The sequence below is a fragment of the Litoreibacter sp. JB4-2 genome, assembly GCF_055693445.1.
Map to the genome: position 1 here is coordinate 1,552,966 of NZ_CM146334.1, position 22,920 is coordinate 1,575,885.

The following is a 22,920-nucleotide window of genomic DNA, read 5'->3' on the forward strand; positions in this document are numbered from 1 at the left end:
GCCGGGCAACCATTTAGTGAGGGCGAATTGTCGGGTGTCAGCCGGCTATTTATCTTCGAACACTGGATGTTTCTTTCGACCGTCCAACCAAAGCCGTCTTCTGAATTCGTTTTTGACAGCTCTTTGTTTCATAAATTTAGAGTACCGTTTTACTTCTTGAGGTTGCTCGCCAAAGTCACTGCTCAAATAGCTTGGTTCAGTTCCTTTGAAAAACGAACTCCAAGGAACCAAAAAGAGAGTCGCAAAACACTCTGCCTCTACTTCCTCTATGGTATCGACTACTTGCTCAATTTGAGTATCGGATGAGATGTCAGGACTACTGTTCTTGGCAAGCTGTTGAGGTAAAAAGAAAACCTCCTTTTCACTTTTTAGCAAATCCGAGTGGAGAACATGATGTCCCAATTCGTGCGCGATTACGTGGCGCGCAAAATAAACTCCGTTTAACGCACTCATGAATCTTTCTTCTTCCACCACAATTGTGTGCCCTTCTGAATGGCCTACAATATAAGCAAATGCACCTTGGAATTGTGAATTTAACTTCTCTTGAACTCTGTAGTCGAACGAAGTGTCAAACTGCGTCAATTTCTCAATTGCTTGGCCAATCTGAAGATATTCAGTTTCGCCACAAACTCGCGACCGAATTTTCTCAGCCTCCAAAGCTATATCGACAAATCTCTCCAAGGTCAGCGTTGGTCGCTTCGTAACCTTGGTCGCACCTGAGCGGCCCGTAGACGAAAAGCAAAGCGCGTCAAGACTCTCGCCCGTTTCCTTTTCGAGTATCTCACGAATCTTTCTTCGAGCCTTTGGTGACACCTTTTCTCCAAATTGATCAAGCATCGCTTGGAGTGGTGAGATTTCTGCTGATACTTCTGGAAAACTTCTGACCGAATTTGAGAAAGTGGCTCTCTTTCGCAGTTCGTATGCCTCTTCACCGGTTAAGTTCAATATAGATACATATATTCCGACGACGTTGTCGCTGACTGCAGATCTCTGATATTCAAGATTGCTGACTCTAGAAAGAGACCATCCCGCTAATTCGCAGAACTCTTTTTGAGACATACCTTTAGCGACCCTAAGCTCCAACGCGTATTTGCCAAATCCAGATCTCATTTTTAACCCAATCTCTCCAAATATGAAGTTCACCATATTTCGGTGAAGCCGCAAAATCAAGTGAACTCTGAACAGACTTCCACACTATATAGTGGCGCTATCTCGATTTCGGCGAGCCCGTATTTCAACAACAAGCAAGCATGCGTTGAGAAATTTTGCCCACCAGCCCAACGACAAACACCTCAAAACCAGACCTTTCCAACTCGTTAAAAAGTTTCAAAAATAAAACAATATCAAACCGTTACAAGACTCCCCGCATGCGGGTCGGCCTCAAATCCGTCAAAATTCACGAAAATGCCAAGCCCATGCTAAGCTCCCTTCATTTCCCAAGAAGGAGTTTTCTCATGCGCCCCACAATCCTGATCACCACCGCTGCCCTCCTCGCCGCCTGCGCCCCCATGACCCCTCCGGAGACCGACCTCCCCTTCTTCGGGGACGGCTACCGGGCCGAGGGCGACCAATGCCGCCGCCTCGGTGAAAATGACTTCACCGGCGAATTTCTCGACCACACTGCCGATCTCGTCGGCTGCCCCGAAGACATGGAAAACCTCGGCGTTTTCGTCACCGACACCGGCGCGCAGGAAGTCGCCCGCAAAGACGGCTACATCCTCTATTCCGTCCCCAGCGGGCTCTAAGCTCCGCCATCATTTGACCCCGTCGCCGGATTATATGTGCCCGGCAAAGGCCGCTCCTCGTACCGCACACCGTCGGTATAGTCGTCCCATCGGGCGCTGTCCTCCAGCAACCCGCTCAGCCGCGCTTTCATATAGGCGCGCAGCACGTCGTTCATGCGGGTTTGAAATCCCTGCCCCGTGGCGCGGAAGAATTTGACCACATCCGCGTCCAGCCGCAGCGTCATCCGTTCCTTGCCCGGCCGCGCCGGCTGGTCCGCAATCTCTTGCCAGCCGGACGGCAATGCGAACCCCTCCGCAAAGGCGCGGTGGTGCAGATCGAACGTCATCTGACGCATCAGATCGACCAGTTCGGAATGGTGGTTGCGCTGCCCGCGCGTCATCTTTTTGCGTATCGTCGGCTCACCCATAAAGGCCCCCTTTGGTGAAAGAGGCCGATTATTGCCACCCAAAGGTTAACGACGCGTCACACCACCGTGTCACGACGGGGTGTGTACGCGTTGTGTACGGGCTGTGTACGCCTGATTCTTTCCAAAGCCGCGAAGGTTAACGCACTCGGATCAGTTGGATTCTTCTTCCAGATGAAGCTTCATTTCGACCAGCACCTTCTGCAGCGCCAGCGTTTCCTGAAGCATCCGTTTGGCCTCATTCGCGGTGATGACACCATCTTCGATCGAGATGTTATATTCGCTCATCAACTGCGCAAATCTTTGCGCCAGATTGACAATATCAGAGTTCACCGTGTCGGTGTTCCGCCCCGAATAATCGCTTTTATTCAGATGGTTACCGTTCACCTCCGCCAAGGCAGAGGTGACATGCGGGTAGGAAGATTTGCTCTCCAAAGCGACCACCGCATCAATCGGCATAAACCGATCCGAATGCTCTTCGGCGTCCGAATAATAGCGTCCCAAAGTGGCCTTGGACCGCCCCGTTAGCTCACAAGCCATCTGCAGCCCCACATCCTTGACGAGGGCCTCCGTATGCTTGCGCAAATATCTGTAATTCTCGCTCATGCCACTCCCTATCGCGACGTTTCAGACTTCCCCAGAAGGTGAAAAATAGCGCTGCATTCCCATTAAGGCAAATCCTTGCAAAGTCTAGCAAAAATTCCGCTGCCGTAGCGTCGGCAGCGTTGCTTGCAACGGGTTTTCCGGCGCGCTAATCACACGGCATGGCCAAGCTCTATTTCCACTATTCCACGATGAATGCCGGCAAGTCGACGCTGCTGCTGCAAGCCGCCCATAACTACCAGGAAATGGGCATGGAAACCTATTTGCTGACCGCAAATTTCGACGACCGCGCCGGCTCCGGGCAGATCGGGTCGCGCATCGGCATCGCGCGCCCGGCTGACATGTATGGCAACAGCTCGGATCTCTACGCTATGATCGCCGCGCGGCTGGACAAAGGCCCAATCGCCTGTGTGATGGTCGACGAGGCGCAGTGGATGTCGAAGGATCAGGTCTGGCAATTGGCCCGCGCGGTCGATGATCTGAATGTGCCGGTCATGTGCTATGGTCTGCGCGTCGATTTCAGGGGCGAGCTGTTTCCCGGCTCTGCCACACTGCTCGCTTTGGCCGACGAGATGCGGGAGGTTCGCACGATCTGCCATTGCGGAAAGAAGGCCACGATGGTGATCCGAAAGGGGTCCGACGGCAAAGCGCTGACAGATGGCGCGCAGGTGCAGGTCGGTGGCAATGAGACCTATGCCTCGCTATGCCGCCGTCACTGGCGTGAGGCCGTTGGAAGGTAGCTAGACCGGGTTTGGCAGCTCCGCGCCTTCCGCAAAAGCGATGACATTGGCAAGCGCCATCCGCCCCATATCCGCGCGAACTTCCAAGGCTGCGGTGCCCAGATGCGGCAACAACGTCACGTTTTCCATTGCCATCAGTGCTTCGGGCACGACCGGTTCTTGCTCATAGACATCCAGCCCGGCGCCGCCGATGATGCCGTCTTCCAGAGCTGAAATCAGGGCCGCCTCGTCGATTACATCGCCGCGTGAAATATTAACGAGGATGGCGTGGGATTGCATCGCGTCAAAGAAACTTTCCCCGATCAGGTGACGCGTCTGAGCGCCGCCCGGCGTGGCCAGAACCACGATATCGGCGACCTCTGCCACAGCATTGGGGGACGCCAGTTGCGTAGCCCCCTCCACTGTCTTTTCAGACCGGTTCGCAAAGACGATTTTGCAGCCAAACCCTGCCCGACAGCGATGCGCGATCGCCTGTCCGATGCGGCCCATGCCGATGATCCCGACGGTTTTGCCGCTGATATGCATCCCCAGCATCTGCGTGGGTTGCCAACCAATCCACTCACCCGCGCGTACCATCCGTTCACCCTCTCCCGCGCGCCGCGCGGTCATCAGGATCAACATCAAAGCGATATCGGCCGTCGCATCCGTGACGGCACCCGGCGTGTTCGTTACCGCGATTCCACGCGCCTGCGCCGTTGCAGCGTCAATATGGTTGTAGCCTACCCCGAAATTGGCAATCAGCCCGCAGCGCGGTTCGTTGGCCGCGTTGATCGCGGCGGTACTGAACTGGTCCCCAAGCGTCGGCAGGACGATGTCGAACTGCTCCAACGCGTGCGTGACCTCAGCCTCGGTCATCGAGGCCTCCGTCTCCCGCAGGGTCACATCGAACCGGTCGCGCGCCGCTTCCAGCACGCTTTCCGGCAGTTTTTTCGAAATCAGCAACCTCTTCATCAATACATCCTCCCGCCCAAAGGCACGTCTTTGTCGGGGGTCAGCAGAACCACCTCATCCTCCGCGTCCGGCACGCCTAGGACCAACACCTCCGACATCACCGGCCCAATCTGGCGCGGCGGAAAATTAACCACCGCGAGCACCCGTTTACCGGGAAGATCGTCAACAGAATAATGCGCCGTGATCTGCGCCGAGCTTTTTTTCACACCAATTTCCGGGCCAAAATCGACCCAGAGCTTGATCGCGGGCTTGCGCGCCTCGGGGAAAGGTTCTGCCCGAGTGATCTGGCCCACGCGAATGTCGACCTTCGCGAAATCGTCGAATGTGATCTGCGCCATGGCCTAGCCTTTCAATTCGCGCCCGCGCGACGCGGCGGCTTTGACCGCGCGCCGCAGAAGCGCTGGCAATCCGTTTTCTTCGTCCATCAACACCTCCAACGCCGCCTGCGTGGTGCCATTTGGGCTGGTGACATTGATGCGTAATTGGGTGGGGCTTTCGGTCGCTTCCATCGCCAGATGCCCCGCGCCTGCGACCGTGGCCTTGGCCAGTTGCATCGACAATTCCGCACTCAAACCCTCCGCCTCGCCCGCGGCTGCCAGCGTCTCGATCATGTGAAAGACGTAGGCAGGGCCCGAGCCTGAGACGCCCGTCACGGCATCGATCTGGTCTTCTTCGTCAAGCCGCACCACTTGGCCGACCGCGCCGAGCAGACCTTCCGCCAAATCCATTTGCGCCGGCGTCGCATTGGCGTTGCCGACAATTGCGGTGATACCGCGCCCAACGGCGGCAGGTGTGTTGGGCATGGAGCGTATGATCGCCGCACCCGCGCCAAACGCCGCTTCAAACGCAGCAATCGCGGTTCCGGCAGCAATCGAGACATAGACCGTGTCCGCGCCAAACGCCTGCAAGCTGGGCAACGCGTCGCCCATCATTTGCGGCTTCACGGCGATCAACACGATGGCGGGCGCGGCAGGCAAATCGCCGTTCACGCCCACGCCCTGCGCGAGCAGCCACTCCGAGGGGTGCGGATCGATTACATGCACAGCACTCGGCAAAACGCCTTGCGCCAGCCAGCCCTGCAACAGGGCCGATCCCATCTTGCCGCAGCCCAAAAGCACAAGCCCGCGGCGGTTTACGTCTGATAAATCCATATCTGCCCTCGCGTCATTCGAGGGCAAAGATTAGGCGCGCCCGTAGGCCTCCGCAATGGCAACCTGCATCGCTTCCGCCGGGGTTCGGTCGCCCCAGCAAACCAGCTGAAACGCCGGATAGAACCGCTCGGAAGCCAGCACGGCCGCGCTTAGCATCCGGTCGATCTGGTCCGCGCCCGCGCCTGCTCCGCCAGACAGCAGCAACCCGTAGCGGAACACCATCAGCTTCTGCGCCCGCCAATAGGTGAATGCGCCCGTCCAGGTCTGGTCATTGGCGCGGTTCAGCACCTCATACAACGCTGGCATCCGCTCCTCTGGCGGCTCCATCTCAAAGGTGGAAACCATGCGCAGGGTCTCGTCATAGCCGGACCAGGCCAGGGTGATGGAATAGGTGCGCCACTGGCCTTCGATGGCCATGGCGATCTGGTCCTCGGCAATGCGGTCGAAATCCCAGTCATGATGTTCCGCGAGGGTTTCCACCAGATCGATAGGGTGAAGGTCCTCGGTCTCAAGGTAATGGTCAAGCTGCGACATATGCGGCCCCTAACTGCTCTGGTGTTTGCCGCGTTGATCGCCGCTAAACACTGGGTCCAAATCAAAGGGTCGCTACGGTTTTTGCGCCCCTTACAACATATGGTGTGCCGAAGCGCGGACTCTGTAAAGGCTTTATTTGGGTTTGCCCACAAGAGATTGTGGTTTTGCCTAAATACCTCGCTATTTATGGCGAGTTATCCACCAGTTCCGCAAACCGCGCAGTCCGGGCGCTTCTTGGCGCTGATCACCCGGGTCTCACCGTAAAGCGCGTCGTAGATCATCAGGCGGCTCGACAGCGTCTCACCTGCGCCAGTGATCCATTTGATCGCCTCGGTAGCCATCATCGCGCCGACCACGCCCGGCAATGCGCCGATCACGCCCGCTTCCGCGCAGGTTGGCACCAGCGACGCATCGGGCGTTTTCGGGAAAACACAGGCGTAGCACGGCGCGCCCTGCGCGGGGTCATAGAGGCTGATCTGCCCTTCCCATTGCGTGATCGCGGCGGAAACCAGCGGCACGCCCGCCGCCACACAAGACGCGTTCACCAAATAGCGCGTTTCAAAATTGTCGGACCCATCCAGCACCAAATCAAACTCCGCGATCAATTCAGGCGCAATCTCAGCGTCTAGCCTACGGTTATAGGTTTTAATGGAAACATGCGGGTTTTGCGCCCGCAAAGCGTCCATCGCCGATTGCACCTTTGGCCTCCCTATATCATCGTCCCGATGAATGACCTGCCGCTGCAAATTGCTGACAGAGACCGTGTCGTCGTCAATGATCCCAATCGTGCCAACACCAGCGGCCGCCAGATATTGCAATGCCGGCGCGCCTAGGCCACCTGCGCCCACCACCAGAACCTTCGCATTTTTCAGCTTTTTCTGTCCCGGCCCGCCGACTTCGCGCAATACTATATGGCGCGCATACCGGTTGAGTTCCGCATCCGAAAATGTTCCTGTTTGAGGGGCCAGAACCGCCTCTGTCTTCTCATGACGTGCCCGTAGTTTCGACAGGCCATACCGGTAAGCCAGCACCAACGCGCCCAACGCTAATACAATCAACCAATTGGCGAGGCTCCCGCCGGTTGCCTCTTTCAATGTATTGCCTGCAGGCAAGGTCGCTTGGATCAACAAAACCGCCAGCAAGACCAGTGCCGGTAACATCAGCCGCGCTTGTTTTGACGCGCCCATATAGCCGCCCAGCACGTAGAGCCCAGCCATGATCAACAAGACAACGAACATCAGCCTCGTCCCGTTGATCCGAAGCCACCCACGCCCCGCGCGGTGTCGTCCAAATTCTCCGCCAACTCAAACAGCGCCTGCACCACCGGGGCTACGATCAACTGCGCGATCCGGTCGCCATGGTTGATGCGAAACGGCTCCGTCCCATGGTTGATCACGATCACCCCCAATGCCCCGCGATAGTCGCTGTCAATTGTGCCGGGCGTGTTCGGCAGGCTAATCCCATGTTTCAGCGCCAACCCTGATCTGGGCCTGATCTGCGCCTCAAACCCTTCAGGGATCGCCAACCGCAGCCCCGTGGGGATCAAAGCCCGCGCGCCCGGAGCAAGTTCAATCCCGCCACGATCGTCGAAATTCGCACGCAGGTCGGCCCCCGCCGCACCTGCCGTCTCATATCGTGGCAGGCCCAGCGTTTGATCCGCGCTTTCGGTCCAGACAATCCGCAGAACCGGCGTCACGCGAGCGCATCCGCGATCTGGGCCGCAATCTTGCGGGCCACATCTTCCTTGCTCATGCGCGGCCAGGCCTCTGCCCCGTCAACGGAAATCAACGTCACCGCGTTCTCCGACCCGCCCATGATCCCTGTCTCCGGGCTCACGTCATTGGCGATGATCCAGTCGCAGCCTTTGCGTTTCCGCTTCGCGGTAGCATTCTCAATAACGTCGTCGGTCTCGGCCGCAAAGCCGACCACCAAACCGGGCCGCCCTTTTTTCATCTGCGACACGGTCGCCAAAATGTCCGGGTTCTCCGCGAATTCCAGCTGCGGCGTGCCGTCTTTGCCTTTCTTAATCTTGCTGCTCGCAGCTTCTGCCATACGCCAATCTGCGACGGCTGCGGCGAAGACAGCGGCATCGGCGGGCAGCGCGCCCTCGACCGCTTCCAACATCTGCTGAGCGGTCTCGACCCGGATCACATCCACACCCAATGGCGGCGGTACATCCGCCGGGCCGGTCACAAAACTCACCTGCGCGCCCAAAGCAGACAGCGCCCGCGCGATTGCCGTACCCTGCGCGCCGGAAGATCTGTTGGCAATATAGCGTACCGGGTCGATCGGCTCATGCGTGGGACCAGAGGTCACCAAGACACGCTTGCCCTTCAACGGCCCATCCATCAGCGCGGCCTCGACCGCAGCGACAATCGCCAAAGGCTCAGACATGCGGCCCGGCCCGTATTCGCCACAGGCCATGTCGCCCTCATCGGGGCCCACGACCAAAATCCCGTCGCCTTGCAATGTCGCCAAATTGCGCTGGGTCGCGGGATGCTCCCACATGCGCACGTTCATGGCCGGTGCAATCAACACGCGCTTATCGGTGGCCATCAAAAGGGTGGAGGCCAGGTCATTCGCATGCCCGCCCGCCATTTTTGCCATCAAATCCGCTGTGGCAGGGGCCACGACCACAAGATCGGCGGCGCGCGACAGTTCGATATGGCCCATTTCGGCCTCGTCGGTCAGGTCAAACAGGTCGCGGTAGACTTTTTGCGAGGCCAAGGCAGACGCGCTTAACGGCGTCACAAATTCCTCGGACGCTTTGGTCAAAACCGGTGTCACTGTCGCGCCGCGCTCGCGCAACCGCCGGATCAGGTCCAGCGATTTGAACGCGGCAATGCCGCCGCCAATGATCAGCAAAATGCGTTTTCCAGCCAGCATGGGAATGGTCCTTCACCCGTCAACGCTATGATAGGTAAGGGCTTTGGCGGGTCAGGGCAATCATTGGAACGCGGCGCAGGGGTCGGCCTCACGCTCAATTGGCTCGCTTAGCATGGTATGGGTGTAGGCGCCCGCCTCCGCATCGCTATAAACTTGGCCCAGTGCGACCACCTTGGCATCCGGCGAAACGCGGGCCAAAAACGCAGGCATGCCCCAGTCGCGGACATGCCCATTGCCGGTGATCACAACGACAGGCCCGCCTGTGCTTTCCAACGCCTGCAATGTTCGGCGGGCAAAACCCGCGTCCCGCAGGCGCTGCGCCTCGACAAAGCCCGGCAGCATTTCGGGTGGCAGAGCGTTGCAATGCCTCTCATCTTGCAGCGTTTCGCGGGTCTTTTGTTGCGAAGGCGGTAGCGCTTCCGTCAATCCGTAGGTCTCCGCATCAGCACCGAAGACATCAGCGGCGCCATCACTTATGGCGCGCTTAACCTCGGATCGTGGCAAGGCCATCCCGAACACAAGCGCGTCACGGGCGGCGACAAAAATCGGCTGATAGGCTTCCAGATCGGGCCAACCCCAATTGGACCAGCCAAGCGCCGCGTCCAGCGCGTCCAAATCGCGTACATCAACCGCGGACAGGTCCAATTCAAGCGGTGCGGGCAGCATCTCAAACACGATGGCGCGGGGCTGCAACCCTTTCACAATCGCCGCCTGTTTTTGGTGATGACGCGTGTCGTCGTGGATCTCGCCCAAAAGGTAGATGTCCGCATCACTGGGAATCGCGACCGCCATGGGGTCTGAGGCCGCAGCCGCAAACGGGGCAAGCGCCAGCACAATCACAAGGCAGAACTGGCGCATCAGGTTAATGCGCCAGAAACTCCTGCACCTCACTGGCGTCACGCTCCAAGGACTTGCGCATCTTTGCAAAGGCACCTGCCTCCAACTGGCGCACGCGCTCCTTGCTAAGGCCCAGCTCGTTGCCAAGGCTTTCCAGCGTCCGCGGCCCGTCGCGCAGTTTGCGCTCCCGAATGATAAATTGTTCACGCTCATTGAGCTTGGTCATAGCCTCAACCAGCCAGCGGCGCAAAGTGTCGGTGTCATGCTCATGTTCGACATGTTCGGCGGCTTGCGGGCTGTCATCTTCCAGCGCGTCAATCCATTCGCGGCCTTCGTCTTCGGTCGATTGTGTCGCATTCAGCGAAAAATCGGAGCCCGACAGGCGCCCCTCCATCATCTCCACGTCATGTAGCGGCACGCCCACTTCGACGGCGATCATCTCGCGCAGTTGGAACCGGTCCAGCGTTTCGCCGCGTTGTGCAGCTTCGCGCTCCAGCTGGGCTTGTACTCGGCGCATGTTGAAAAACAGCGACTTTTGCGACGATGTCGAACCGGTGCGCACCATAGACCAGTTGCGCATCACGTGGTCCTGAATCGACGCTTTAATCCACCACACGGCGTATGTCGAAAACCGCACGCCGCGATCCGGGTCAAATTTGTCTGCGGCTTTCATCAGGCCCAGACCCGCTTCCTGGATAAGGTCGTTCATCGGCGCACCGTAGCGTTTGAACTTGGCGGCCATCGAAATCGCGAGGCGCATGTAAGCGGTGATCAGGCGGTGCAACGCTTCCTCGTCGCGCTCGTCGCGCCAGGCGTAGGCCAATCGGAGTTCCGTTTCCGCGTCCAAAAGCTCCGCCTTCATCGCGGTCCGAGATAACGTGCGGTCGTAGTCTGCATCCAGAGCCATATGCTTTCTCCACTGTCAGTTTTACGTAGCCTTTTGGCGTTTCTCATGATTGATACGGAGGGTGCACTAAGTCGGATCAAAGGAATTTCAAGGTGACCCAACTTTCGCCCATCAGCCTTGTGACCGGCGGGGCCGCGTCGGGCAAATCAGACTTCGCCGAAGCGCTGGTGCGCGCCTCCTCCCGGCCCCGGTTTTATGTCGCGACAGGGCAAGCCTTTGACGCCGAAATGGAAGCCAAGATTGAGGCCCATAAAGACGCCCGATCCGAAGACGGCTGGACCACATTCGAAGAGCCGCTCGATCTGGCCGGCGCACTGCCCGAATTGCCCGCCGGCGGGGTTGCATTGGTGGATTGCGCGACCATGTGGCTGTCGAACCTGATGATGCAAAACGCCGATCTGGATCGGGAGGCTGAAAAGCTTATCTCGGCGCTCGATGGCTTGAGCTACCCGGTCGTTATTGTGACAAACGAGGTCGGCCAGGGCGTCGTGCCCGACAATGCGCTCGCCCGCCGGTTTCGCCAAACGCAGGGCCAGTTAAACCGCATTCTCGCCAAGCGGGCCGATTTGGTGGTCCAAGTCACGGTCGGACTGCCACTGGTGCTAAAAGGTACGCTGCCCGAAGGCCTCACATGACGCGCTGGTGGTGGATACGCCACGGGCCCACGCATCAACGCAGTTTCACCGGCTGGCGCGATGTTCCTGCGGATCTGAGCGACACGGACCAAATTGCGCGCCTACAAGAATTGCTACCAAAAAGCGCCGTCATGATCTCTTCCGATCTGAGGCGCACCATTCAAACCGCCGACGCGCTGCAAGGCGCGCTCACACGCTTGCCGCATGCCTTTGGGCTACGGGAATTCAATTTCGGTGAATGGGATGGCCTCCATTTCAGCGAGGTGTCCGAACGCCACCCTGAGCTGTCACGCGCCTACTGGGAAGACCCCGGCGACGTCGCGCCACCGGGCGGTGAAAGCTGGAATGCCGCCGCCGCGCGGGCAGCGCAGGTCGTCGACGATCTCAACGCGCAAGGGCATAGCGACATCATCGCCGTCGCCCATTTCGGCATCATCCTGACGCAACTGCAACGCGCCTCCGGCAAAACGGCCTACCAAACCCTTGCGCAAGAGATAGAGCCGCTATCGCTTACGCAACTGACATTCGCGGCAGGCAATTGGTCGGTGAACGGCGTCAATCAAATCGCGTGATGGAGCGCTCCAAAAATTGCGGTTTGGCAATGCGCTGCCACCCCGCTTAAGCTTCGCGGTATGGATTATGATCTTTACCTCGGCGACCGCACCTATTCCAGCTGGTCGCTTCGTGCTTGGCTTTTGTTCGAGATTTTCGAAATCCCCAAGCGCACGCATTTTGTTGATTTCAACAAACCCGAAAGCGTCGCGGCACAAATGACCGCCGTCGCCCCGGCGCGCACTGTCCCAACCTTGCGCCTCGAAGATGGCACGGTGATCTCGGAATCACTCGCAATCGCCGAAGAACTCGCGGCGCGTCACCCCGACCTCGCCCTTTGGCCCGCAGACCCCAGCGCCCGCGCGATTGCGCGAAACCTGTCGTCTGAAATGCATGCAGGCTTCGGCGCGCTGCGCGAATATTGCCCAATGCATCTGGGCGCCGCTTACACAGACGTACCTGTTCCGGATGATGTGGCAAAAGACCTGGCCCGCATCGAAGATATCTGGTCGCGCGCCCGCGCCGCGACCGCGCCAGATGGTCCATGGTTGGCCGGTGGCTATTCGATTGCCGACGCGTTTTACGCTCCCATTGCTATGCGCATCGCAGGATACGGCCTGAAGGTAAGCCCGGAGGCGCAAACCTACGTTGACGCTCACCTTAACGATCCCGCGTTGCGCCGTTGGCGCGCCATGGGGTTGGCGGGCGGGACCGAACTGCTTTGGTACAACCGCGATTTTCCGCAAACCATCTGGCCTGGCCCCACCCCACTGGTGGCAGAGAGCGTTGAGGACGGCCCGTCCGTAAACGACGTTTGCCCCTATTCTGGCAAGCCCGTGACGGATTTTGCGCGGATCGAGGGTCGGGTTTTCGGCTTCTGCAACGCCTTTTGCCGCGACAAAACTGTCATAGACGCCGCCGCATGGCCCGCCTTCATGGCAATTTACGAAACATAAACCATCCTTCCGTACCCGTTAACCAAGTTGAGTCGGTTTGGATGGGTCATGGTCGCGCGCACATACACAGTTTCTTTTGAGGGGATCGAAGCGCGGATGGTCGAGGTGCAATGCGCCGTCGCACCCGGGCTGCCCTCCTTTTCCATCGTTGGCCTTGCCGACAAAGCCGTCAGTGAAGCCCGTGACCGGGTGCGCAGCGCGCTGTCTGCGCTTTCCATCGCGATGCCGTCCAAGCGCGTCACGATCAACCTGTCGCCCGCAGACATGCCCAAGGAAGGCTCCCATTTCGACCTGCCCATCGCGTTGAGCTTGCTTGCGGCGATTGACATTCTGCCCGTAGAAGATGTCGCGGGCGTGGTCTCATTGGGGGAGCTGTCGCTCGACGGGTCGCTGGTTCCGGTCCTCGGCACCCTGCCCGCCGCCCTCGCCGCGGCCGAAGAAAACTGCGTACTTCTTTGCCCCGACACCTGCGGCCCCGAAGCCGCGTGGGTAGACAGCACACAAGTTCTGGGTGCGGCGTCCTTACATGCCTGCATCCAGCATTTTACTGGCCAAAAGCCACTGCAAACCGCGCTTCCGGGGGAGGTCGCCAGTGCCACGCATGCCAAATGCATGCGCGACGTCAAAGGTCAGGAACGCGCCAAACGGGCGATGGAAATCGCCGCCGCCGGACGGCATCACCTGCTGATGGTCGGCACGCCGGGGTCCGGCAAATCCATGCTCGCCGCGCGCTTGCCCGGCATCATGCCGCCGCTTATGCCGGAAGAGGCTTTGGAAACCTCGATGATCCATTCGTTGGCCGGGCTCTTAAAAGAAGGCGGCATCTCACGCGACCGCCCGTTCCGCACGCCGCATCATACCGCCTCAATGGCGGCCATCGTTGGCGGTGGGCGCGGCGCAAAACCCGGTGAAATTTCGTTGGCGCATAACGGCGTTTTGTTCATGGACGAATTTCCCGAATACCCCCGCGCCGTGTTGGAGACCCTACGCCAACCCATCGAAACCGGCGACGTCGTCGTCGCGCGCGCCAATGCGCATGTGAAATACCCTTGCAAATTCATGCTGGTGGCCGCCGCCAACCCGTGTCGCTGCGGCTACATGTCCGATCCTGAACGCGCTTGCGCCCGCGTCCCCGGCTGCGGCGAAGACTATATGGGCAAAATTTCCGGCCCGCTGATGGACCGGTTTGATCTGCGCATTGACGTGCCGCCCGTCGCGTTCACCGATCTCGATTTGCCAGCAAGCGGTGACACGTCAGACGTGGTCGCCGCGCGCGTTGCGAAGGCGCGGGCGTTGCAAACCGCGCGATATTGCGACCACCCTGAGCTGCGCGTGAATGCCGATATTGAGGGCGAATTCCTAAAAAAAGTCGCCACCCCGGACGCGGAAGGCGCGGCTTTGTTGACCCGCGCGGCGGAGCATTTCCGGCTGTCTGCACGCAGCTACCACCGCATTTTGCGCGTCTCACGCACGATTGCCGATCTGGCCGGATCCGAGCAGGTCTTGTCGAACCATGTGGCTGAGGCCGTCAGTTTTCGCGTGGCGGCCTAGCCTCGTAAAAGTTAACAAAACCTATATAAAACATAGCGTTGCCAAACCAAACTAGCTGCGTCCCGACTGGTTTCTTTCAACGACTTAGCCAAAAAGCTTTCGCGTGCGAAAGTTCCAAAACCGCGCCGTTAGCCGCGTTTCGCCTCAATCGCTTCCCAGATTTTGGCGGTGACATTGACCCCGTCAAAGCGCTCCAATTCCTGAAGGCCTGTGGGGGATGTCACATTGATCTCCGTCAGCCAGCCGCCGATTACGTCGATGCCGACGAATACCTGGCCATGGTCTTTCAGATCTTTGCCGATCCGTGCGCAAATCTCTAAATCGCGCTCGGTCAGGGTGGTCGGCTCTGGCCTGCCGCCGACATGCATGTTCGACCGTGTCTCACCCTTGGCGGGCACCCGGTTTATGCCGCCCACGGGTTCGCCATCCACCAGGATCACTCGTTTGTCGCCCTTTGACACATCGGGCAGGAATTTCTGCATGATCAGCGGTTCGCGATTGATGCCGGTGAACAGCTCATGCAGCGAATTGATGTTGCTGTCATCCGCCCCCAACTTGAACACGCCCGCGCCGCCATTGCCGTAAAGTGGCTTGAGGATCACGGTCCCATGCGTGTCGCGAAAGGCTTTCAGCGTGTCCAGATCGCGCGCAATCATTGTGGGCGGGGTCAGGTCGGGGTAGTCGAGCACTTTCAGCTTTTCAGGCCAGTTGCGCACCCATGTCGGGTCATTGACGACCAAGGTATTCGGGTGAATGCGGTCCAAAAGATGCGTTGTCGTGATGTAGCCCATGTCAAAAGGCGGGTCTTGGCGCAGCCACACGACGTCCCAATCAGCGAGGTCGATTTCCTGCTTTTCACCTAAAGAAAAGTGGTTGCCCTTTTCGCGCCGCACCGTCAGCGGCCAGCCTTTCGCCAAGACACGGCCTTCGCGGTAGGCAAGTTGGTCGGGCGTATAGAAAAACAGCTCATGACCGCGGGTCTGCGCTTCTTCGGCGATGCGAAAGCTACTGTCGCCGTCGATATCAATCGCGTCGATCGGGTCCATCTGGATCGCAACTTTGAGGGCCATGGCGCTGTCTCCTGTCCGTTTGACAGGCTCTACATGCCGCGAAGTTGTGGGGCTGGCAATGCGTGATCCGCGCAAAGGGGATGTGCGCTGTTACGCGGAGAGCGCGTTTTCCAAAATGTCGACGCGACCAGCGCTGTCGACCAATGCAACGTCAAAGCGGCTGACAGTGTTTTGGCCATTTGGCATTTTTGCCAGAAATTCTGACGCTGTCGCAAACAGCCGCGCGACCTGGCGTGGCAGCAACCGTTCAGCGGCGGAGGCATGGGTTTTGCTTTTCTTGACTTCGACAAAGACCAATTCGCCGTCACGTTCTGCTATCAGATCAATCTCGCCGCCGGCGCCACGAAACCGGTTTGCGGTGATCGCATACCCATTCTCGACATAACGCCGCGCAACGCAGTCCTCTGCGCTTAACCCGGCATGGTAGCTGACGATCCCGCTCATATGTCATCCCCAAGCTTCAGCGCCATCTGATAGATTTTGCGGCGTTTCTCGCCCGTTTCTTGCACGACAAGATTTACGGCATCTTTAACAGAGCCCTCTTTCAGCGCCTCAAGCAGCATTTTTTCCAGAGAGCTTTCATCAAGTACGACCTGCGCGCCGCGCGACACCAGCAACACGACCTCACCCTTTAGCTTGCGCGCCGCCATGTCCTGCGCCAGCTCGCCCAACGGCGCGCGGCAGACCTCCTCAAATTTCTTGGTCAATTCGCGGGCCATGACGGCTTCCCGCTCCGGGCCGAACACCTTGACCATATCGGCCAGAGATTTCGCAACACGGTTGGGGGACTCGTAAAAAACCAGCGTGCCCGGCACCTCTGCCAGCGTGCGAAAGAAGGTTTGGCGCGGCCCTGATGCGTTGGGTGCAAAACCTGCAAAGAAGAAGCTGTCCGTGGGCAGCCCGCTGATGGCAAGTGCGCTCAGAACTGCCGAAGGGCCCGGCGCTGCCGTGACCAGATGGCCCGCCTCACGTACCGCGCGGCCAAGCTGGTAGCCGGGGTCAGCGATCAGGGGCGTTCCGGCCTCCGAGGCGTAGGCCACGGATTTACCTTCTTCCAAGGCGCGCAACAATTTTGGCCGCGCGGCACCGCCATTGTGGTCGTGATAGGCGATCAGCGGGCGGCCCTCTAAGGGCACGCCGTGAATGTCCATCAGTTTGCGCAAGGACCGCGTGTCTTCTGCCGCCAACACGTCAGCAGAGGCCAAGATATCAAGCGCGCGCAGCGTGATGTCGCGCGCCGTGCCAATCGGAGTTGCCAGAAAGTAGAGCCCCGGCGCCAGAGCTACGCGATTTGCCGCTGTCATGGGAATTTTGCGCCATCCTTCACATTTACTTGCTTCCCCGGAACGCCTAGTTTGCGCTCAGACAGTCTGGAAGCGTCATGCGCGCGCCAGTGGGGAGCAAGGAGATTTCGACGATGTTCAACCTTTTCAAAGCCGTGCGCAAGGGCGCGCGTTGGGGGGCCGCGCTTGGGCTGGCAGCCATCGTCGCCGCCTGCGACCTGCCCGCCCCCACGACATCGCCAGTGACAACGCCCGGTGCAGACCGCAAGGTTGCGCTTTTGGTGCCCTACGGCTCGCCCAACAGCGGCGACGACGCGATTGCGCGCTCGCTGGAAAACGCCGCGCGACTTGCAGCAGCTGACCTTGGCGGCACGATTGAGATCACGGTGTATCCGACCGCAGGCCAGTCCGCGCGTGCCGCAAGCGCCGCGCAACAAGCCATTGCGGACGGGGCCGATGTGATCTTGGGCCCGCTACGGTCTGATGCGGCCAATGCCGCGGCCGTTGCAGCCCAGGAATCCGGCATCAGTGTTTTGGCCTTTTCCAACAACACGTCTATCGCGGGCGGCAACCTGTTCGTGCTGGGCAACACATTTGACAACACCGCGACGCGGCTGATGCGCTACGCCGCGGCCCAAGGGCGCAACCGGCTGGTGATCGTGCATCCGACCACGCCTGTGGGCCAGATCGCGCGCGCATCCATTGCGCGGGCAGCTGGCAATGCGGGCGTGCAAGTGGTCGGCGACGGCTCGTTCGAATTCAGCCAGCCGGGCATCGCTTCGGCCATGCCGAAGATCAAGGCCAGCGTGCGCGACAATGCGGCCAATGCCATCATGATCACCGATGGCAGCGCCGGCGCTCTGCCGTTTCTTGCAGAATTGCTGCCGTCACAAGGCATCAACCCGGCCAGCACCAAATATATCGGCCTGACGCCTTGGAACGTGCCGCCCCAGACCCTGCAGCTGAGCGGCCTGCAAGGCGGTTGGTTCGCCCTGCCCGACCCCAACCTGACGGCGCAATTCAACGCGCGCTACCAAGCGGTGCACGGGTTTTCGCCTGGCGCGATTGCGGGGCTTGGCTATGACGGCGTAGCGGCAATCGGCGCTTTGGCCGCCAAAGACCTGGCGCCTACAGCCGCAAACCTGACGCAAGCCTCTGGTTTTGCCGGGGTGAACGGGGTATTCCGCCTGAAAGCGGATGGCACCATCGAACGTGCTCTGGCCGTGGCCCAAGTAACTGACGCGCAGGTCCAGATCATTGACCCAGCTCCAAAATCCTTCAGCACTGGCGGGTTCTGATCCTTTATCGCTGATGGGGTCGCCCGCCGATCTGGGCGACCTGATTTGCCCCGCGCAACAGATCTTTGACGCGGACGCGGTGCGCAAAACGCTAGAGGTGGCCATGTCTGATGCCACCGACGCGAAATCGATACGTGCCGCCACCGTGACCACGTTGAAAGACGCTATGGCGCTGGGCCGCGAGCACATTGCGCAGGCCTTTGTGGCGGAGCCGATGGCGGCCTACCCGCTGACCCATTCCTACACCTATCTCACAGACGGGCTGGTGCGCGCGGCGCTGCACGTGGCGCAAACATATCTGCATCCGCTGCCCAATCCGACCGAAGCTGAGCGGCTGTCCCTGATGGCCGTTGGCGGGTATGGGCGCGGGGAAATGGCACCGTTTTCGGACGTCGATCTGCTGTTTCTGACGCCCTACAAAATAACGCCCTGGGCAGAGAGCGTGATCGAATCCATGCTCTACATCCTGTGGGATTTGAAGCTGAAAGTCGGCCATGCCTCACGCACGGTCAATGACTGCCTGCGGCTTGCGCGGGAAGATTTCACCATCCGTACCGCGCTGTTGGAACATCGGCTGATTGCGGGCGACGCGGCACTTGCGACCGAGCTGGACGAAAAGCTTTGGACCAAGCTGTTCGACAACACCAAGCGCGAATTTGTCGAGGCTAAGCTGAGCGAGCGCTCAGACCGGCTGAAGCGCCATGGCGGGCAACGCTATCTTGTGGAGCCCAATATCAAAGAGGGCAAAGGCGGGCTGCGCGACCTGCAATCGCTGTTCTGGATTGCAAAATATACCCGCCACGTCAAAACAGTCGCGGGGTTGGTGGACGCCAAGGTTTTCACCGAAGAGGAGCGCGAAGATTTTGCCGCCGCGGAGAATTTCCTGTGGGCCACAAGGTCGCATCTGCACCTGGCCTCAAACCGCGCCAATGAGGTCCTGAGCTTCGACATGCAGGTAGAGGTCGCCTCCCGCATGGGCTATCGCGACCATGGCGGCCGGCGGGCGGTTGAGCATTTCATGCAGGATTACTTCCGCCACGCCACCCGCGTGGGCGAGCTGACCCGGATCATCCTGACCGATCTGGAAGCCCAGCATGTCAAACAAGAGCCCACCTTCTTTTCCATGTTCCGCAACGCGCGCCGCAAAAAGCTGAAACCCGGCTACAAGCTGCGCCAGAACCGGCTGGATATTTCCGGGCCAAAGACGTTCTTGCGCGACCCGCTCAACCTGTTGCGGGTGTTCCAAGAAGCACTGCGCACGGGCTACTTGATTCACCCCGACCTGATGCGGCTGATCGACGCCAACCTGCATTTGCTGGATGAGAAAACCCGGTGGAACAAGGACGCTGCGAAAATCTTCCTTGATACGCTGCTCAAGCACGGCAACCCGGAACGTGCGCTGCGCCGGATGAATGAGCTGGGCGTTCTGGGCGCGTTCATCCCCGAATTTGGCAAGATCGTCGCGATGATGCAGTTCAACATGTATCACAGCTACACAGTCGATGAGCATACGATCCAGACGATTTCTGTGTTGGCGCAAATCGAGCGCGAAGAGCTGATCGAAGAGCTTCCGGTCGCCTCCTCCATCTTGAAGCGCGGGATCAACCGTCGGGTGCTTTATGTGGCCCTGCTGGTCCATGACATGGGCAAAGGCCGCGACGAGGACCATTCCATCCTTGGCGCCAAGATTGCGCGCACAGTCGCCCCGCGATTGGGCCTGAACGCTGAGGAATGCGAAACGGTCGAATGGCTGGTGCGCTACCATTTGCTGATGTCGGATATGGCCCAAAAGCGCGACATTGCCGACCCGCGCACCGTGCGCGACTTTGCCAAGGCGGTCAAAACGGTCAAACGGCTCGACCTGCTTTGCGTGCTGACCGTGTGCGACATTCGCGGCGTCGGGCCCAATACGTGGAACAATTGGAAAGCCTCGCTCATTCGGGCGCTATATCGACAGACCAAGCGCGGCCTTGAGGACGGGATGGAAGCGCTGAACCGCGAAGCACGCGGGTCGGAGGCAAAACGCAATCTGCGCGAGGCGCTTCCCGGCTGGGACAGCAAAGCCTTGCGTCGCGAAACCCAGCGCCATTACCCACCCTATTGGCAAGGCCTGCATGTCACCGCCCATGTTGATTTTGCGGAATTGCTGCTTGGGCTTGCGACGGAGGACATTCAAACACGTCTGACCCCCGATGAGGATCGCGACGCGACGCGCGTTTGCTTTGCCATGGCCGATCACCCCGGCATTTTCTCACGCATTTGCGGCGCACTTGCCCTTGTCGGGGCCAATGTCGTTGACGCAAGAACCTACACCACAAAAGACGGCTTCGTGACCTCTGCTTTCTGGGTGCAAGACATTGAAGGCCACCCCTATGAAGCGAGCAAACTGCCGCGCCTGAAAAACATGATCGACAAGACGTTGAAGGGCGAAGTACTGGCCCGCGATGCGCTTGCGCCGCGTGACAAGGTCAAGAAACGTGAAAGCCAATTCCGCGTGCCCACCTCGATCACTTTCGACAATGACGGCTCGGAGATTTACACGATCATCGAAGTCGACACCCGCGACCGGCCCGGATTGCTGTTCGATCTGACACGGACCCTGGCGGCGTCGAACATCTACATCGCCTCTGCCGTGATAGCGACTTACGGCGAGCAGGTGGTAGACACGTTCTACGTCAAGGACATGTTCGGGTTGAAGTTCCACGCCAAAGACAAGCAGGCCAGCATCGAGAAAAAACTGCGCGCAGCGATCACGCAGGGCGTCGAAAGGGCCAAACCGTGAGCAAGCCGTCCGGGTTGATGCGCGGCTTTGCCACGGTCGGGATCTGGACGCTTTTATCTCGCATTCTGGGCTTCGTGCGCGACGTTCTGATCGCGGGCTTTCTCGGCGCGGGACCGGTTGCCGAGGCATTTCTCATCGCCTTCTCCTTGCCCAACATGTTCCGACGTTTTTTCGCGGAAGGCGCGTTCAACATGGCCTTCGTGCCGATGTTTTCGAAAAAAGTCGAAAGCGGTGACGGCGCACATGAATTCGCGCGTGACGCCTTTACGGGGCTGGCGACGCTCTTGATCGTGTTCACCGCATTGGCCCAGATTTTCATGCCCGGGCTGGTGCTTTTGATGGCCTCAGGATTTGCCGCCGATGAGCGGCTAGAGCTGGCAACGCTGTTTGGACGCATCGCGTTTCCGTATATCTTGTTCATCTCACTGGCCGCGCTTTTGTCTGGCGTTTTGAACGCGACCGGTCGGTTTGTAGCCGCTGCTGCCGCACCGGTTTTGCTCAACATCCTTTTCATTGTCGCGGTAAGCGGGGCTTATTACTTGGGCTTCGACCTTGGTTTGACGCTCGCCTGGACGGTACCCGTTGCGGGCATAGCACAGCTTGCACTGGTCTGGTGGGCCGCCGCCAAAGCAGGATACCGGCTGATCCCGACCCGCCCGCGCATGACGCCGGAGCTGAAACGCCTGGCGATCATTGCCGCACCCGCAGCGCTTGCAGGCGGCGTGGTGCAGATCAACTTGCTGGTCGGGCGCAATGTGGCCAGTTGGACGGAGGGCGCGATTGCATGGGTAAACTACGCGGACCGCCTCTATCAGCTGCCTTTGGGCGTCGTCGCGATTGCGATTGGGGTGGTGCTGTTGCCGGAGCTGTCACGCCGTCTACAAGCGGGCGATGAGGCCGGTGGGCAAGAAGCCCTGAGCCGCGCAGGTGAGGTCGCTTTGGCCCTGACCCTGCCTTGCGCAGTGGCCTTAATGGTGGTTCCTTTGCCGATCATCTCGGTCCTGTTTGAGCGCGGGGCGTTTACGTCGGATGACGCGGCGGCGACCGCTCTGGCTGTTGCAGTTTACGGGCTGGGGCTTCCGGCGTTTGTTCTGCAAAAGATATACCAGCCGATCTTCTTTGCCCGCGAAGACACGAAGCGCCCATTCTATTTCGCTGTGGTCGCTATGGTTGTGAATGCGGTGATTGCCGTTGGATTGTGGGCCTATCTCGACTACCTCGCCGCAGCACTGGCGACCACATTGGCAGGCTGGACCATGGCGTGGCTTTTGTGGCGCTCGGCACGCAAATTCGGCACGGCGGCGCGAATGGATGCACGGTTTTCCAAGCGCATGCCACGGATCGTAATCGCGTCCCTTTTGATGGGGGGTATGCTTTATGTTCTGCAGATCGTGCTGCTACAAGCGCTCGGCTCCCCCGGCGTGCGGTACCCGGCACTCGCGATTTTACTGATCGGCGGCGGGGCGTTTTACGTGCTTGTCGGAAAGGCATTGGGAGCGTTCCACCCCAGCGAAATCAGGCAGGCGCTGCGGCGTTAGAGGGAGCAACCAGATTTTCTACGGCGGCAATGAGCCCTTAGCAGATAAAAGGAAACAGCGGCGATGTTCCAAGTCTACTGGCGTGTTGACGGTCGGCCAAACCGGCAACAAGTTGGCTACAAAGTTTAGGTTTGGTTTTGTGAAGTCGATGACTCCATCCGTCGGACAGTTTTCAGAGCTTGCCAAACATCAACTGCTCCCCGCTTTGCCAAACCCCAGACTGGTGATTTGTAAGCCGACGTCAAATCCGGCGGTATACGTTGAATTCGAGAGTAACTCAGCAGTTGGTCGGCTTACCTACTGGGAACAAGGCACAGCATTTTGCGAGGTCTTGGAAATCGTGTCGGGCGCCGAAGTCTTTGCAAACCACTACGATATTGGGTCTGAGACGGAACTGATAGGCGCTTTCGCGGATTTCCGAGCACAAGTCGTCAGGACTATCGACTAAGTACGGGAGCGTAGCACCAAGCTGGAACGGCAGCTTTGTCCGCAGACCC

General features: G+C 59.2%; 25 protein-coding genes. 10 read left to right on the forward strand and 15 right to left on the reverse strand.

Annotated elements, in window-relative coordinates; genetic code table 11:
- Nucleotides 1–45: 45 nt before the first annotated feature.
- Nucleotides 46–1,110 (reverse strand): XRE family transcriptional regulator, encoded by a 1,065-nt coding sequence (locus tag ACZ1G7_RS07755; protein ID WP_472663245.1) that lies wholly within the window; start codon nt 1,108–1,110, stop codon nt 46–48.
- A gap of 344 nt (nt 1,111–1,454) precedes the next feature.
- On the opposite strand from ACZ1G7_RS07755, the gene ACZ1G7_RS07760 reads away from it, so the two are divergent.
- Entirely contained in the window at nt 1,455–1,745 is a 291-nt protein-coding gene (locus tag ACZ1G7_RS07760) for a hypothetical protein (protein ID WP_472663246.1), read from the forward strand.
- On the opposite strand, the gene ACZ1G7_RS07765 is transcribed toward ACZ1G7_RS07760, so the two are convergent.
- Nucleotides 1,742–2,152, reverse strand: a complete 411-nt coding sequence (locus ACZ1G7_RS07765) for a BrnA antitoxin family protein (protein ID WP_472663247.1) — start codon at nt 2,150–2,152, stop codon at nt 1,742–1,744. The genes ACZ1G7_RS07760 and ACZ1G7_RS07765 overlap by 4 nt on opposite strands.
- Nucleotides 2,153–2,302: 150 nt before the next feature.
- Nucleotides 2,303–2,755, reverse strand: coding sequence for a hypothetical protein (locus ACZ1G7_RS07770; protein WP_472663248.1), 453 nt, complete (start codon nt 2,753–2,755; stop codon nt 2,303–2,305).
- Nucleotides 2,756–2,913: 158 nt separating this feature from the next.
- Here ACZ1G7_RS07770 and ACZ1G7_RS07775 point away from each other — a divergent pair, with 158 nt between their 5' ends.
- Nucleotides 2,914–3,492 carry a thymidine kinase gene (locus tag ACZ1G7_RS07775; RefSeq protein WP_472663249.1) on the forward strand — a complete coding sequence of 193 codons (579 nt, stop codon included), beginning with the start codon at nt 2,914–2,916 and terminating at the stop codon, nt 3,490–3,492.
- Here ACZ1G7_RS07775 and ACZ1G7_RS07780 read toward each other — a convergent pair whose 3' ends face one another.
- From ACZ1G7_RS07780 to ACZ1G7_RS07820, 9 genes are all read right to left on the reverse strand, one after another.
- Nucleotides 3,493–4,443, reverse strand: a complete 951-nt coding sequence (locus tag ACZ1G7_RS07780) for a 2-hydroxyacid dehydrogenase (protein WP_472663250.1) — start codon at nt 4,441–4,443, stop codon at nt 3,493–3,495. It lies immediately after the preceding gene.
- The gene (locus ACZ1G7_RS07785) at nt 4,443–4,781 is read right to left on the reverse strand and encodes a tRNA-binding protein (RefSeq protein ID WP_472663251.1); all 339 of its coding nucleotides are present in this window, start codon (nt 4,779–4,781) and stop codon (nt 4,443–4,445) included. Before ACZ1G7_RS07785 ends, ACZ1G7_RS07780 begins: the two co-directional genes overlap by 1 nt.
- Nucleotides 4,782–4,784: 3 nt before the next feature.
- On the reverse strand, nt 4,785–5,594 hold the full coding sequence (gene proC / locus ACZ1G7_RS07790; RefSeq protein WP_472663252.1) for a pyrroline-5-carboxylate reductase: 810 nt from the start codon (nt 5,592–5,594) through the stop codon (nt 4,785–4,787).
- Between the two features lie 30 nt (nt 5,595–5,624).
- Complete coding sequence (locus ACZ1G7_RS07795) at nt 5,625–6,128, reverse strand: type III secretion system chaperone family protein (protein WP_472663253.1); 504 nt, start codon at nt 6,126–6,128, stop codon at nt 5,625–5,627.
- 194 nt (nt 6,129–6,322) lie between these two features.
- A complete protein-coding gene (locus tag ACZ1G7_RS07800; protein ID WP_472663254.1) occupies nt 6,323–7,366 on the reverse strand; it encodes a HesA/MoeB/ThiF family protein in 1,044 nt (347 codons plus the stop codon).
- Nucleotides 7,366–7,824: a dUTP diphosphatase gene (gene dut, locus ACZ1G7_RS07805; protein WP_472663255.1), complete on the reverse strand. Its 459-nt coding sequence runs from the start codon at nt 7,822–7,824 to the stop codon at nt 7,366–7,368. Before dut ends, ACZ1G7_RS07800 begins: the two co-directional genes overlap by 1 nt.
- Complete coding sequence (coaBC, locus tag ACZ1G7_RS07810) at nt 7,821–9,014, reverse strand: bifunctional phosphopantothenoylcysteine decarboxylase/phosphopantothenate--cysteine ligase CoaBC (RefSeq protein ID WP_472663256.1); 1,194 nt, start codon at nt 9,012–9,014, stop codon at nt 7,821–7,823. The genes dut and coaBC overlap by 4 nt, the downstream gene beginning before the upstream one ends.
- A gap of 60 nt (nt 9,015–9,074) precedes the next feature.
- A complete protein-coding gene (locus ACZ1G7_RS07815; protein WP_472663257.1) occupies nt 9,075–9,905 on the reverse strand; it encodes a ChaN family lipoprotein in 831 nt (276 codons plus the stop codon).
- Nucleotides 9,877–10,758 carry an RNA polymerase factor sigma-32 gene (locus ACZ1G7_RS07820; RefSeq protein ID WP_472663258.1) on the reverse strand — a complete coding sequence of 294 codons (882 nt, stop codon included), beginning with the start codon at nt 10,756–10,758 and terminating at the stop codon, nt 9,877–9,879. The genes ACZ1G7_RS07815 and ACZ1G7_RS07820 overlap by 29 nt, the downstream gene beginning before the upstream one ends.
- A gap of 92 nt (nt 10,759–10,850) precedes the next feature.
- On the opposite strand from ACZ1G7_RS07820, the gene cobU reads away from it, so the two are divergent.
- The 4 genes from cobU to ACZ1G7_RS07840 are packed head-to-tail and all read left to right on the forward strand — an operon-like array spanning nt 10,851 to nt 14,452.
- Nucleotides 10,851–11,393 carry a bifunctional adenosylcobinamide kinase/adenosylcobinamide-phosphate guanylyltransferase gene (cobU, locus tag ACZ1G7_RS07825; RefSeq protein WP_472663259.1) on the forward strand — a complete coding sequence of 181 codons (543 nt, stop codon included), beginning with the start codon at nt 10,851–10,853 and terminating at the stop codon, nt 11,391–11,393.
- The gene (locus ACZ1G7_RS07830) at nt 11,390–11,965 is read left to right on the forward strand and encodes a histidine phosphatase family protein (protein ID WP_472663260.1); all 576 of its coding nucleotides are present in this window, start codon (nt 11,390–11,392) and stop codon (nt 11,963–11,965) included. The genes cobU and ACZ1G7_RS07830 overlap by 4 nt, the downstream gene beginning before the upstream one ends.
- Nucleotides 11,966–12,025: 60 nt before the next feature.
- A complete protein-coding gene (locus tag ACZ1G7_RS07835) occupies nt 12,026–12,901 on the forward strand; it encodes a glutathione S-transferase (protein WP_472663261.1) in 876 nt (291 codons plus the stop codon).
- Between the two features lie 48 nt (nt 12,902–12,949).
- Nucleotides 12,950–14,452 (forward strand): YifB family Mg chelatase-like AAA ATPase, encoded by a 1,503-nt coding sequence (locus tag ACZ1G7_RS07840; RefSeq protein ID WP_472663262.1) that lies wholly within the window; start codon nt 12,950–12,952, stop codon nt 14,450–14,452.
- Nucleotides 14,453–14,580: 128 nt separating this feature from the next.
- Here ACZ1G7_RS07840 and gshB read toward each other — a convergent pair whose 3' ends face one another.
- From gshB to rsmI, 3 genes are all read right to left on the reverse strand, one after another.
- Complete coding sequence (gene gshB / locus ACZ1G7_RS07845) at nt 14,581–15,522, reverse strand: glutathione synthase (protein WP_472663263.1); 942 nt, start codon at nt 15,520–15,522, stop codon at nt 14,581–14,583.
- 90 nt (nt 15,523–15,612) lie between these two features.
- Complete coding sequence (locus tag ACZ1G7_RS07850) at nt 15,613–15,966, reverse strand: YraN family protein (protein WP_472663264.1); 354 nt, start codon at nt 15,964–15,966, stop codon at nt 15,613–15,615.
- Nucleotides 15,963–16,826, reverse strand: a complete 864-nt coding sequence (gene rsmI, locus ACZ1G7_RS07855) for a 16S rRNA (cytidine(1402)-2'-O)-methyltransferase (RefSeq protein WP_472663265.1) — start codon at nt 16,824–16,826, stop codon at nt 15,963–15,965. The genes ACZ1G7_RS07850 and rsmI overlap by 4 nt, the downstream gene beginning before the upstream one ends.
- A gap of 113 nt (nt 16,827–16,939) precedes the next feature.
- On the opposite strand from rsmI, the gene ACZ1G7_RS07860 reads away from it, so the two are divergent.
- The 4 genes from ACZ1G7_RS07860 to ACZ1G7_RS07875 all read left to right on the forward strand — a co-directional run bounded on the left by ACZ1G7_RS07860 (nt 16,940) and on the right by ACZ1G7_RS07875 (nt 22,871).
- Nucleotides 16,940–18,103, forward strand: coding sequence for a penicillin-binding protein activator (locus tag ACZ1G7_RS07860; RefSeq protein ID WP_472663266.1), 1,164 nt, complete (start codon nt 16,940–16,942; stop codon nt 18,101–18,103).
- Between the two features lie 13 nt (nt 18,104–18,116).
- The gene (locus ACZ1G7_RS07865; RefSeq protein WP_472663691.1) at nt 18,117–20,885 is read left to right on the forward strand and encodes a [protein-PII] uridylyltransferase; all 2,769 of its coding nucleotides are present in this window, start codon (nt 18,117–18,119) and stop codon (nt 20,883–20,885) included.
- Between the two features lie 17 nt (nt 20,886–20,902).
- Nucleotides 20,903–22,423: a murein biosynthesis integral membrane protein MurJ gene (murJ, locus tag ACZ1G7_RS07870; RefSeq protein ID WP_472663692.1), complete on the forward strand. Its 1,521-nt coding sequence runs from the start codon at nt 20,903–20,905 to the stop codon at nt 22,421–22,423.
- Nucleotides 22,424–22,571: 148 nt separating this feature from the next.
- Entirely contained in the window at nt 22,572–22,871 is a 300-nt protein-coding gene (locus tag ACZ1G7_RS07875) for an immunity protein TriTu family protein (protein WP_472663693.1), read from the forward strand.
- Nucleotides 22,872–22,920: the final 49 nt, after the last annotated feature.

Bases quoted from the DNA above. Each gene is read 5' to 3' on its own strand.
- ACZ1G7_RS07755 (WP_472663245.1), bottom strand. From the start codon at position 1,110: ATGAGATCTGGATTTGGCAAATACGCGTTGGAGCTTAGGGTCGCTAAA.
- ACZ1G7_RS07760 (WP_472663246.1), top strand. From the start codon at position 1,455: ATGCGCCCCACAATCCTGATCACCACCGCTGCCCTCCTCGCCGCCTGC.
- ACZ1G7_RS07765 (WP_472663247.1), bottom strand. From the start codon at position 2,152: ATGGGTGAGCCGACGATACGCAAAAAGATGACGCGCGGGCAGCGCAAC.
- ACZ1G7_RS07770 (WP_472663248.1), bottom strand. From the start codon at position 2,755: ATGAGCGAGAATTACAGATATTTGCGCAAGCATACGGAGGCCCTCGTC.
- ACZ1G7_RS07775 (WP_472663249.1), top strand. From the start codon at position 2,914: ATGGCCAAGCTCTATTTCCACTATTCCACGATGAATGCCGGCAAGTCG.
- ACZ1G7_RS07780 (WP_472663250.1), bottom strand. From the start codon at position 4,443: ATGAAGAGGTTGCTGATTTCGAAAAAACTGCCGGAAAGCGTGCTGGAA.
- ACZ1G7_RS07785 (WP_472663251.1), bottom strand. From the start codon at position 4,781: ATGGCGCAGATCACATTCGACGATTTCGCGAAGGTCGACATTCGCGTG.
- proC (WP_472663252.1), bottom strand. From the start codon at position 5,594: ATGGATTTATCAGACGTAAACCGCCGCGGGCTTGTGCTTTTGGGCTGC.
- ACZ1G7_RS07795 (WP_472663253.1), bottom strand. From the start codon at position 6,128: ATGTCGCAGCTTGACCATTACCTTGAGACCGAGGACCTTCACCCTATC.
- ACZ1G7_RS07800 (WP_472663254.1), bottom strand. From the start codon at position 7,366: ATGTTCGTTGTCTTGTTGATCATGGCTGGGCTCTACGTGCTGGGCGGC.
- coaBC (WP_472663256.1), bottom strand. From the start codon at position 9,014: ATGCTGGCTGGAAAACGCATTTTGCTGATCATTGGCGGCGGCATTGCC.
- ACZ1G7_RS07820 (WP_472663258.1), bottom strand. From the start codon at position 10,758: ATGGCTCTGGATGCAGACTACGACCGCACGTTATCTCGGACCGCGATG.
- ACZ1G7_RS07830 (WP_472663260.1), top strand. From the start codon at position 11,390: ATGACGCGCTGGTGGTGGATACGCCACGGGCCCACGCATCAACGCAGT.
- ACZ1G7_RS07835 (WP_472663261.1), top strand. From the start codon at position 12,026: ATGGATTATGATCTTTACCTCGGCGACCGCACCTATTCCAGCTGGTCG.
- ACZ1G7_RS07840 (WP_472663262.1), top strand. From the start codon at position 12,950: ATGGTCGCGCGCACATACACAGTTTCTTTTGAGGGGATCGAAGCGCGG.
- gshB (WP_472663263.1), bottom strand. From the start codon at position 15,522: ATGGCCCTCAAAGTTGCGATCCAGATGGACCCGATCGACGCGATTGAT.
- ACZ1G7_RS07850 (WP_472663264.1), bottom strand. From the start codon at position 15,966: ATGAGCGGGATCGTCAGCTACCATGCCGGGTTAAGCGCAGAGGACTGC.
- rsmI (WP_472663265.1), bottom strand. From the start codon at position 16,826: ATGACAGCGGCAAATCGCGTAGCTCTGGCGCCGGGGCTCTACTTTCTG.
- ACZ1G7_RS07860 (WP_472663266.1), top strand. From the start codon at position 16,940: ATGTTCAACCTTTTCAAAGCCGTGCGCAAGGGCGCGCGTTGGGGGGCC.
- ACZ1G7_RS07865 (WP_472663691.1), top strand. From the start codon at position 18,117: ATGGGGTCGCCCGCCGATCTGGGCGACCTGATTTGCCCCGCGCAACAG.
- murJ (WP_472663692.1), top strand. From the start codon at position 20,903: ATGCGCGGCTTTGCCACGGTCGGGATCTGGACGCTTTTATCTCGCATT.
- ACZ1G7_RS07875 (WP_472663693.1), top strand. From the start codon at position 22,572: ATGACTCCATCCGTCGGACAGTTTTCAGAGCTTGCCAAACATCAACTG.